The 10,661-nt window shown below is 70.0% G+C and carries 10 protein-coding genes and 1 tRNA gene; 4 read left to right on the top strand and 7 right to left on the bottom strand.

Annotated features, from left to right (window positions below):
• Positions 1-1,305 (bottom strand): 4-aminobutyrate--2-oxoglutarate transaminase (gene gabT / locus SFU54_RS04215; RefSeq protein ID WP_319015052.1); only part of this gene is annotated, 1,305 nt, incomplete at its 3' end.
• A 130-nt stretch (positions 1,306-1,435) separates the two neighbouring features.
• Here gabT and SFU54_RS04210 point away from each other — a divergent pair.
• The 3 genes from SFU54_RS04210 to SFU54_RS04200 all read left to right on the top strand — a co-directional run bounded on the left by SFU54_RS04210 (position 1,436) and on the right by SFU54_RS04200 (position 3,537).
• Complete coding sequence (locus SFU54_RS04210) at positions 1,436-2,569, top strand: PucR family transcriptional regulator (RefSeq protein ID WP_319015051.1); 1,134 nt, start codon at positions 1,436-1,438, stop codon at positions 2,567-2,569.
• Positions 2,570-2,596: 27 nt separating this feature from the next.
• Positions 2,597-2,678 (top strand) — tRNA-Leu (locus SFU54_RS04205).
• Between the two features lie 64 nt (positions 2,679-2,742).
• Complete coding sequence (locus SFU54_RS04200; RefSeq protein ID WP_319015050.1) at positions 2,743-3,537, top strand: DedA family protein; 795 nt, start codon at positions 2,743-2,745, stop codon at positions 3,535-3,537.
• A gap of 9 nt (positions 3,538-3,546) precedes the next feature.
• On the opposite strand, the gene SFU54_RS04195 is transcribed toward SFU54_RS04200, so the two are convergent.
• The 6 genes from SFU54_RS04195 to SFU54_RS04170 all read right to left on the bottom strand — a co-directional run bounded on the left by SFU54_RS04195 (position 3,547) and on the right by SFU54_RS04170 (position 9,300).
• A complete protein-coding gene (locus SFU54_RS04195) occupies positions 3,547-4,776 on the bottom strand; it encodes an Nramp family divalent metal transporter (RefSeq protein WP_319015054.1) in 1,230 nt (409 codons plus the stop codon).
• A gap of 69 nt (positions 4,777-4,845) precedes the next feature.
• A complete protein-coding gene (locus SFU54_RS04190; protein ID WP_319015049.1) occupies positions 4,846-5,550 on the bottom strand; it encodes a metal-dependent transcriptional regulator in 705 nt (234 codons plus the stop codon).
• Positions 5,551-5,573: 23 nt separating this feature from the next.
• Positions 5,574-6,179 (bottom strand): RdgB/HAM1 family non-canonical purine NTP pyrophosphatase, encoded by a 606-nt coding sequence (rdgB, locus tag SFU54_RS04185; protein WP_319015048.1) that lies wholly within the window; start codon positions 6,177-6,179, stop codon positions 5,574-5,576.
• Between the two features lie 4 nt (positions 6,180-6,183).
• Complete coding sequence (gene rph, locus SFU54_RS04180) at positions 6,184-6,945, bottom strand: ribonuclease PH (protein WP_319015047.1); 762 nt, start codon at positions 6,943-6,945, stop codon at positions 6,184-6,186.
• Positions 6,942-7,787, bottom strand: coding sequence for a glutamate racemase (gene murI / locus SFU54_RS04175; RefSeq protein ID WP_319015046.1), 846 nt, complete (start codon positions 7,785-7,787; stop codon positions 6,942-6,944). Before murI ends, rph begins: the two co-directional genes overlap by 4 nt.
• A 10-nt stretch (positions 7,788-7,797) precedes the next feature.
• The gene (locus SFU54_RS04170) at positions 7,798-9,300 is read right to left on the bottom strand and encodes a cryptochrome/photolyase family protein (protein ID WP_319015045.1); all 1,503 of its coding nucleotides are present in this window, start codon (positions 9,298-9,300) and stop codon (positions 7,798-7,800) included.
• Between the two features lie 81 nt (positions 9,301-9,381).
• Between SFU54_RS04170 and SFU54_RS04165 the strand changes: the two genes are divergently transcribed.
• Positions 9,382-10,661, top strand: a 1,280-nt coding sequence (locus SFU54_RS04165; RefSeq protein ID WP_319015053.1) for a nicotinate phosphoribosyltransferase, incomplete at its 3' end; no start/stop codon positions are given.

Below are 10,661 nucleotides of genomic sequence, written 5' to 3'. Positions count from 1 at the left end.
CAGGTCGTCGCTGATCGACAGCGGCGGCAACAGGCGGATGACGTTTCCGTCGGTGCCGCACGTGAGCACGACGACGCCGTTGACGTGGCAATGCTTCGCAACCTTGCCGGTGAGCGCGGCGTCGGGCTTGCCATTGGCGTCGACGAGCTCGATCGCCATCATGGCGCCGCGTCCGCGAATGTCGCCGATGCGGGCATCCGTCGACTGCAGAGTGGTGAGCTCGTGACGGATGATCGCCTCGAGCTCGAGCGCCCGCGCGAGCAGATCGTGCTCGTCGTAGGCCTTGAGCGCACCGAGAGCCGCGGCGGTCGCGATGGGATTGCCGCCGTAGGTGCCGCCGAGGCCGCCCGCGTGCACAGCATCCATCAGCTCAGCCTTGCCCGTCACGGCCGCAAGCGGAAGACCGCCCGCGATGCCCTTGGCAAGCGTGATGAGGTCGGGAACGACGCCCTCGTGCTCACTCGCGAACATCTGGCCCGTGCGCGCGAAGCCGGTCTGCACCTCGTCGGCAATGAACACGACGTTGTTGGCGTTGGCCCACGTCTGCAGCGCCGGCAAGAAACCCTCGGCGGGAACGACGAAGCCACCCTCACCCTGAATGGGCTCGATGATGATGGCCGCGATGCGGTCAACACCGATCTGGCGGTCCATCATGTGGATCGCACGCTCGGCGGCTTCGGCACCGCTCAGTCCGTCGCGATAGGGGTACGACATGGGCGCACGGTAAATGTCGGGCGCGAACGGCCCGAAGCCGGCCTTGTAGGGCATGGCTTTTGCCGTGAGGCCCATCGTGAGGTTGGTGCGGCCGTGGTAGCCGTGGTCGAACGCGACAACCGCCGACTTGCCGGTGTAGTAGCGCGCGATCTTGATGGCATTCTCAACGGCCTCGGCGCCCGAGTTGAAGAGGGCGGTGCGCTTGGCGTGATCGCCCGGCGTGAGGCGGTTGAGTGCCTCGGCCACCTCGACATAGCCGTCGTAGGGCGTGATCGTGAAGCACGTGTGCGTGAAGCGCTGCACTTGCTCGATGACGGCGGCCGTCACGTGCGGGTCGGCGTTGCCGACGTTCGTCACGGCGATGCCCGAGCCGAGGTCGATGAGCGAGTTGCCGTCGACGTCGACGATGACGCCTCCACCAGCAGCGGCCGCGTAGACGGGCATCATGGTGCCGACACCGGCCGAGACCGCCGCCTGCTTGCGGGCCATGAGCGCTTCGCTCTTCGGGCCCGGGATGCTCGTCACGAGTCGGCGCTCTTGCGGCAGGCTCGGCCCGCCGAGCAGCGTCGGGGCATCAATGGTCATGCTCATGGGGCAAGACTACGACCGCGCGTGACGGACACGTATGTACGAGCTGTACACGAAGCGTTCGAATGCTCGACGCGATGTATAGCGGCGCGATAGGTTGCTCTCAGCGCACTCCCGAATCGAAGGAAGCCCAATGCCCGTCACGCTCGACGCCGTGCTCGCTCGACGCGAGCTCGACTTGCGGCTCATCTGGGCCGACGAGGCGGCCGGCGCGCGGCCGTGGGGCTGGGTGCACTCAAGTGACCTCGTCGACCCCACACCGTTTCTCTCACCGGGCGATGCCCTGCTCACGACGGGCACGCAGTGGGCCAGCGACGACGACATCGCCCCGTGGGTCGGGCGCCTCGCCGCCGCGGGCGTTCCCGCCGTGGGCTTCGGCACCGAAGTGATTCGCGACGGCACCCCCGATGCTCTCGTCGACGCGTGCGCCGCCCACGGCATCGCGCTGATCGAAGTTCCCTATCGCACTCCCTTCATCGCGGTCGCGCGCGCGGTCGCCGACCTCGAGACCGACGAGCGTTTCGCCCGCGTGCGCTGGACGCTCGAGACGCAGCGCGCGATCGCGGTCGCCGCCCTGCGGCCCACGGGTCTCGCTGCGGTCGTCGCCGAGCTTGCCCGCCGCATCGGTGCCGAGGCGGGCATCGTCGACCCGAGCGGAAGCGTGCTCGGCAGCACTCCCCCGCAGGCCGTGCTCGATGAAGCACGCGGCATGCTCACCGCCGGGCGCCGCGCCGCGCGCACGCTCGACGACTGGAACCTGCAGACCGTCGGCGCCGCCACGGCCCTCACGGGCGTGCTCGCGATTGGCCCCGGTTCGGTGCATGACGATGCCGAGCGCGCCGTCATCACGAGCGTGGTCGCCTTGGCCGGCCTCGCGGGCATCGCCGATCGGGATGCCCACGCCGCGTCAGCCGCCGACACCGCCGCACGCCTCGCGGCTCTGAGGTCGGCCGTGCAGGCGGCACTCGTCGCGAGCGAGCCGTCCCCCGCCGTGGTCGCCGAGCCACTCGACCCCCGCGATCCGGCCGCGCTCGTGCAGCCTCTGCTTGAGCACGACGCCGCGACCGGCGACGACCTCGTCGGCACGCTCGGCACCTGGCTGCGGTGCGATGCCGTGGCTGAGGCAGCTGCGCTGCGGTTGGGCATCCACCGCCACACCGTTCGCGCGCGCCTGCGGCGCGCGGCCGAGCTGCTCGACCGCGACCTCGAGGCGTTTCCGGCGCGGGCCGAGGTGTGGGCGGCGCTGCAGGCGATCGGGCGTGTGTGAGCCGCTCGCTCTAGACTGGCGACGCCAGCGGGAGTGGTGAAATTGGCAGACACGCAGGATTTAGGTTCCTGTGCCTTCGGGCGTGAGGGTTCAAGTCCCTCCTTCCGCACAGAGCGCCGGGGTACCCTATGCGCACTCGTCATTCAGACCAACGGAGCCGCCCAATGATGCCCATGGACCTTGGACTCTTCGATGTTGAAGCGTGGATCACGGGAGCGGGCCAGTGGGGCCTACTGCTCGTGTGCGCGATCGTTTTCGTTGAGACCGGTTTGCTCATCGGCTTCTTGTTGCCGGGCGACACGCTGTTGCTCATCACGGGCATCTTGACCTTCACGGGCGTGATTCCGCAGCCGATTTGGCTCGTCGTGCCGTGCATCTTCATCGCCGCTGTTCTGGGTGACCAATTGGGCTACTACATCGGCTACAAGGCGGGGCCGCCGATCTTTGAGCGCAAGTCGGCGGGTTTCTTCAGCAAGAAGAGCGTCGCCCGCACCGAGTATTTCTTCGCTCGCTATGGCGGCTGGGCCGTGACGATCGCCCGGTTCATCGGCGTCGTGCGCACCATCGCCCCCGTCGCGGCGGGCGTGGGGAAGATGCCCTATCGCAAGTTCTTGTTCTACAACATTCTCGGCGCCTTTCTCTGGGGGGTCGGCCTGCCGCTCATTGGCTGGTGGGCCGCTCACATTCCCGGCGTCGCCGAGGTCGTGACCGAATACATCGAGATTGTCTTCCTCGTCGTCATCGGAATGGCCGTCGCGGGCATCGCGTGGCACCTCGGTCGCGAGCAGTGGGAGAAGCGCAAAGAGGCCAAGGCTGCGATCTTGGGTGAAGTCGTGCCCGAGGTCGAGATCTGGGTCGACGAATCGGCGCACCCGGGTCGGCACGAAGCCGAGCACCCGAAGGCCGGTTACGGCGTTGGCCCTCACGACGGCAAGCACGAGAAGAAGGCGCCGGGCGCCAAGAACTAGGGCGCGCGCCTAGCCACCGAGCGCGAGCAACACGAGCAGGGTCACGTTGAGTGCGATGAGCAGTCCAGCGCAGACGATGGCGAGGGCCGTCGTGGGCATCCGGTTGACCGATTCGCCCATGAGCGCGCGATCGGCCGTCAGCCGCACGAGAGGGATGAGCGCGAACGGGATGCCGAAGCTCAGCACGACCTGACTGAGCACGAGGGCGAGCGTCGGGTCGACACCCAGGGCCAGAATGGCGAGCGCGGGAATGATCGTGATGACCCGTCGCACGAGCAGCGGAATGTGCACGCGCAACAGCCCCTTCATGATCTCGGCGCCCGCATAGGCGCCGACCGAGGTCGAGGCGAGTCCGCTCGCAAGCAGGGCGATCGCGAAGAGCACAGCGACTGTCGGGCCGAGCGATGACGAGAGTGCCGCGAACGCGCCCTCGAGCGTGTCGGTGCCCTCGACGCCCTGCAGGTTGGCGGCGGCGACCAGCAGCATGACCACGTTGACCGAACCCGCGATCGCAAGCGCGATGGTCACATCGATCTTGGTCGCGCGCAGCACCGTTGCGCGTTCGGCTCCCGCGGCAACCTGGCCGAAGCGGTCGCGCGTGAGGGCCGAGTGCGCGTAGATCGCGTGCGGCATGACCGTGGCGCCCAGGATGCTCGCCGCAAGCAACACGCTCTCGGTGCCCTCAAACCGCGGAAGCAGGCCGGCCGCGGCTGCCGCCGGATCGGGCGGGCCGATGACGAGCCCGGCACAGAAGCCGATGACGATCACGAGAATGAGCCCGGTGATGACGCGCTCGAAGATGCGCACGCCACCCCGTCGACTTTGGACGACGAGAAGCAGCATCGAGACGATGCCCGTGATGACGCCGCCCACGATGAGCGGCAGGTCGAAGAGGAGATACAGCGCCACGGCACCGCCGATGACCTCGGCGACATCGGTCGCCATCGCGACGAGCTCGGCTTGCCCCCAGTAGGCGAGTCGCGCCGGGCGCCGCCGAAATCGCTGGCCGAGCGCCTCGGGCAGGCTCAATCCGGTGGCGATGCCGAGCTTCGCGGAGAGGTACTGGATGAGCCAGGCCATGATGTTGCCCGTCACGACGACCCACACGAGCAGGTAGCCGAACAGAGCGCCCGCGGTCATGTTCGCGGCGACGTTGCCGGGGTCGAGGTAGGCAACCCCCGCGACCATCGCTGGGCCCAGCAGCGGGGCGATGATGAGGCCACTGCGAGCGGCCGTCACACGAGGGTCACGGGGCTCGGCGTCGGTCACCCTCCGACGATATCACCGAGATTTCGGTGCGCCGAAATCTCAGACCTCGGGGCGCGGTTCGAGCCAGACAGAACCGGCGACGGCTGGCGAGACGACAACCTCCGTGCCGACGCGGCGCAACAGCGCAACCCCCGCACCGCCCTCGGGCGACTCCCCCACCCACACGGGCTCGTCGAGCGCGATGCCGAGTTGGTCGAGCACGCGCAACACAGCGGGGTCGCGGTCGCTGATGCGCACGACGCGCCCCGCAAAGCCGAAGGGCGCGTGGTCGAGCCGCACGGCATCCGGACGCCGCAGCGAGCCGTCGGCGGCCGGAATGATGTCGCCGTGCGGGTCGCGCTGTGGATGCCCGAGCTCGACATCAATCGCATCGAGCAGTCGATCGCTCAGCGCGTGTTCGAGCACCTCGGCCTCATCGTGCACTTCGTCCCAGCCGTAGCCGTGCACGCGCACGAGCCACGTCTCGATGAGCCGGTGGCGGCGCAGCATCGCGAGGGCGCGCCGCTCGCCCGTGGGCGTGAGCGTGATGGGGCCATACGGCCGGTGATCGACAAGCCCGGCGGCGTGCAACTTTTTGACCATCTCGGTGACGCTCGAGGGTGCGAGGCCCAGTCGCGTTGCGAGTTGATTGGGCGTAATGGGGTCGGGTTGCCACTCGGTGTGCGAGTAGATCGTCTTGAGGTAGTCGTCGGCGGCATCGACCGTGGTGCGGGGCACCGTGCGAGCGATGGGCGGGGTCGACATAGCTCCAGCCTACGAGGCGGCGTCTACTGCGCGCCGTACCGCTCGGCGAGCACGCGCGCGAGCGCCGCGAACGCGCGGCCGCGGTGACTGATGGCGTTCTTCTCGTCGGCGCTGATCTCGGCGCTCGTGACGGTGAGACCCTCGGGGATGAAGATGGGGTCGTAGCCGAAGCCGCCGACTCCCGCGGCTTCGAGGGCGATTGTGCCGGGCCACACCCCGAGCTCGACGTGCTCGAAAGCGACGCCGTTCTCATCCACTTCGAGTGGGTCGACGAGGGCTGCCGCGCACGTGAACTGCGCGGCACGGTTCGACTCGTCGCCGAGGTTCGAGAGCACGAGCCGCAGGTTGGCCGTGTCGTCGCGCTCACCGGAGTAGTGGGCGCTGTCGACGCCGGGGGCGCCGGCGAGAGCATCCACGCTCACGCCGGAATCGTCGGCGATGGCCGGTAAGCCCGTGTGGGCCGCCGCGGCGCGCGCCTTGATGAGGGCGTTCTCGGCGAAGGTTCCGCCGTCTTCGTCGGGCGCGGGCCCGTCGTAAGGCAACAGTTCGAGGCTCGGAAGGGCGGCCCCGAGGATGCGCTGCAACTCGGCGACCTTGTGCGCGTTGTGCGTCGCGACGACGACTCGCACGCGGTTAGGCCCCGAGCACAGCACGTTGCTGCCCCGCCAGGTCGACGCAGCCCGCGAGGGCGAGGTCGAGCAGTGCGTTGAGTTCGGCACGATCGAAGGGAGCGCCCTCGGCCGTGCCCTGCACCTCGACAAAGTGCCCTGAGCCCGTGACGACGACATTCATGTCGGTCTCGGCGCGCACGTCTTCGACGTAGGCCAAGTCGAGCAGCGGAACGCCGTCGATGATGCCCACGCTCACGGCACTCACCGAGTCCTTCAGCGCGACGGCCTTCTTGGCGATAAAGCCTTGCGCGCGGCCCCACTCGATCGCGTCGGCGAGCGCGACGTAGGCGCCCGTTATCGCCGCCGTGCGCGTGCCGCCATCGGCCTGCAGCACGTCACAGTCGATGACGATGGTGTTTTCACCGAGGGCCTTCATGTCGACGACCGCGCGCAAGCTGCGGCCGATGAGGCGCGAGATCTCGTGCGTGCGGCCGCCGACCTTGCCTTTGACCGCTTCGCGGTCCATGCGGTCGTTCGTCGAGCGCGGCAGCATGCCGTACTCGGCCGTCACCCAGCCCTTGCCCTTGCCGGTGAGCCAGCGCGGCACGCCGTTCGTGAAGCTCGCGGTGCACAGTACTTTCGTGTTGCCGAAGCTAATGAGGGCGCTGCCCTCAGCCTGGGCGCTCCAGCCTCGCTCGATCGTGATGGGGCGCAACTGGTCGGCCGAGCGGCCATCGGCACGCTTCGTTGAGCCGAGGCCCGTGGATTCGGCGATCGTGGTCATGAGGTGCCTTTCGGGGATTGAGCCGGGATCGTCCCGGTGGGAAAAGACTCGATGTGCCCGATCTCGGGGCCGAGAAACCGGTGGGCGAGGTGCCGAAAGTGCTCGGTGTCGGGGCCCGTGGCTTCGAAGATGTGGGGCGGGGCATCCGTCGCCGTGGTCTCGAGGCCGTGCGCGACGAGTTGACGGTAGACGTCGTAAGCGGTTTCTTCCGCGCTCGAAACGAGCGAGACATCGGGGCCCATTACATACTGAATCGCGCCCGCGAGCAGCGGGTAGTGCGTGCAGCCGAGCACGAGCGTGTCGATGTCGGCGGCTTTCAGGGGGGCCAAATACTCCTCGGCGACAGCGAAGAGTTCGGGCCCGCTCGTCACGCCAGCCTCGACAAACTCGACAAAGCGCGGGGCGGCCACACTCGTGAGCGTGATTTCGGGGTCGGCAACGAAGGCGTCGGCGTAGGCCCCCGAACGGATCGTGCCCGCGGTGCCGATCACGCCGATGCGCTTCGTGCGCGTGCGGCGCACGGCCTGGCGCACGGCGGGCTGGATCACTTCGACCACGGGGATGCCGTGGCCTTGCTCAAAGCGCTCGCGGGCATCCCGAAACATCGCGGCACTCGCGGTGTTGCACGCGATGACGAGCGCCTTGACCCCCTGGTCGACGAGCTCGTCCATGATGCGGAGGGCATGCTCGCGCACCTCGGCGATCGGCAGCGGACCGTAGGGGCCGTTGGCGGTGTCGCCCACGTAGATGAGGCGTTCGCGCGGCAACTGATCGATGATCGCGCGGGCCACGGTGAGGCCGCCGACTCCTGAGTCGAAGACTCCGATCGGCGCAGTGCTCACGAGGGCCAGTCTAGAGCGGGCCGCGAACTCTCTCTTGCTCCACGACCTGCTCGCGGTCGGCGAGGCGGCGCAGCCCCGCGAGCGGTTGCGCCATGCGGTGATTGCCCCGGATGCTCGGCTCAACCCGATCCAAGAACGCCCAGTACCCCGCGGTGAACGGGCAGGCATCCGGGCCGACGCGCAATTTGGGGTTGAAGCGGCACGAACCGCAGAAGTTACTCATGCGGTCGATGTACGCGCCGCCGCTCGCATAGGGCTTGGTCGCGACGACTCCCCCGTCGGCCCACTGGCTCATGCCGACGACGTTGGCAGGCATCACCCAGGGCGTGCCGTCGACGAACGCGCCCTGAAACCAGGCCGTGAGCTCGGCCGGGTCGTAGCCGCGCTGCAGGGCGGCGTTGCCCAGCACCATGAGGCGCGGGATGTGGTGCGCCCAGCCCGCGCCGCCGACCGTGTCGAGGGTGTGCGACAGGCAGCGGGCATCCGTTGCCGACCCGTCGAGCTGCCACCAGTGGGCGGGCAACGGCACGTGGGCGTCGAGCGCGTTGTTGCTGCGCGTGTAGTCGGGGCCGAGGTGCCAGTACAGGTGCCAGACCCAGTCGCGCCAGCCGATGAGCTGCCGCACGAGGCCCTCGACGCTGTTGAGCGGCGCCCGCCCGGCCGCGTGCTCGGCGACGACGCGGTCGACGACCTCGAGGGGGTGCAGCAGTCCGAGGTTGAGCGGCACACTGAGCAGCGCGTGCGCCATCGTGTCGTCGCCGAGCATCATCGCGTCTTCGTACGGTCCGAAGTCGCCGAGCCGCGTGGCCACGAAGTCGTCGAGGGCGGCGAGCGCCTCGGCGCGCGTCGCCGCGAACCGGCGCGGGCCGTCGCGGCCGAGGAAGCGCACGCCGCTCGCCTCGAGTGCGTCGAGGTCGGCGCGCACGGCGGCGTCGATGTCGTCCTCGACCGGCCGCCACGGATCGGGTAGCCCGAGGCTGACGGCGCCCTTCGGCGGCGGCTGGCGGTTGTCGGCGTCGAAGCTGAACTGCCCGCCGACCGGCTGCCCGCCCTGCATGAGGATGCCCGTGCGCTCGCGCACCTCCCGATAGAAGCGGTCCATCACCAGCTGGCTCGGCTTTCGCCCCACAGCCCAGGCGGCGAACTGCTCTTCGCCCGTCACGAAACCGCGGGCGGGCAGGATGCTCGCCCCGAGCTCGCGAACCAGGCGCCGCGCGGCCCACGACGGCGGGTCGATCACCTCGAGCTCGCCGGGCACGAGCGCCGTATCCGTCAGCGCGTCACGGTAGCGGCGCACCCGGTGCAGCGCGCCGCGGTCGCCGAGCTCGCGCGCCCGCTGCCGCAGCGCGACGAGGTACAGGTGCGCCTTCTGCCGGTGGGTCGGGCGGCGCCGGAAGACCTCGTGGTTCTCGAGCAGCAGGATGCGCCCGCCGTCGTCGAACGCCGGCCCGAGCTGCTCGGCGGTGAGCCAGCGGGTCGGCGCGGCTGCGCTCGCGGCGGTGGGCGGGGTCATGCGCCCGAGACTAGGGCGGGCAGCCGCGCGTAGGCTGACCGCGTGACGACCGCGCTGCGCACCGATCGGTACGAGCTGACGATGCTCGAGGCCGCTCTGCGCTCGGGCCGCGCGGGCCGCGACTGCGTGTTCGAAGTGTTCGGGCGGCGACTGCCGGGCGGGCGCCGCTACGGCGTTCTGGCCGGAACCGGTCGGGTGCTCGACGCGATCACCGCCTTCCGGTTCGGGCAGCCCGAGCTCGACTGGCTCGCCGACGAGCGCGTCGTCGACGACACCACGCTCGCGTACCTCGCCGACTACCGCTTCACGGGCCAGGTCGAGGGCTACCGCGAGGGCGAGGTGTACGTGCCGGGCTCACCGCTGCTGACGGTGCGCGGCACCTTCGCCGAGGCCGTGCTGCTCGAGACGGTCGTGCTCAGCGTGCTGAACTACGACTCGGCGGTGGCCACGGCGGCTGCCCGCATGGTGTCGGCGGCGGAGGGGCATCCCATCGCCGAGATGGGCTCGCGGCGCACGGGCGAGCACGCCGCCGTCGCCGCCGCCCGCGCGGCCTACATCGCCGGCTTCAGCGCGACCTCGAACCTCGAGGCGGGCCGCACCTGGGGCATCCCGACGATGGGCACCGCGGCGCACGCCTTCACACTGCTGCACGACTCGGAGGAGGAGGCCTTTCGCGCCCAGGTCGCCGCGCTCGGCGTCGGCACGACGCTGCTCGTCGACACCTACGACGTGCGGCAGGGCGTCGAGACCGCGGTTCGCGTGGCCGGCCCGCAGCTCGGCGGCGTGCGCCTCGACTCGGGCGACCTGCCCACGCTCGTGCGCGAGACGCGCGCGCAGCTCGACGCGCTCGGCGCCACCGGCACGCGCATCACCGTCACGAGCGACCTCGATGAGCACGCGATTGCGGCCCTGCGCGGCAGCCCCGTTGACGCGTTCGGCGTGGGCACCTCGGTGGTGACGGGGGCGGGAGCCCCCGCATCCGGCTTCGTCTACAAGCTCGTCGCACGGCGCGATGGCACCGGCGCCGACGGGGGCACATGGATGCCCGTGGCCAAGAACTCCGTCGGCAAGCGCTCGGTCGGCGGAGCGAAGCGCGCCGAGCGACTGCTGCGCGACGGCGTCGCCGTTGCCGAGCGCGTGGTCGTGGATGACGACGGCGACGGCCTGCCCGAGCGGGACGCCGCCGCCGCGCGAGGCGAGGGCCTCACCGTGCGAGCCCTGACGGTCACGCTCATGCGTGACGGCGAGCCCGACCCGCAGTGGCTCGGGCCCGCGGGCGTGCGCGCGGCACGGGCGCACTGCGCGGCGGCCGTCGCCGAGCTGCCGCCCGCCGCCCTGCGGCTCAGCCCCGGCGACCCGGC

Source organism: Microcella sp. (genome assembly GCF_033763155.1).
Classification (GTDB): Bacteria; Actinomycetota; Actinomycetes; order Actinomycetales; family Microbacteriaceae; genus Microcella.
Note: the sequence above shows the minus strand (reverse complement) of the source record. Positions and strands in the feature narration are given on the sequence as shown.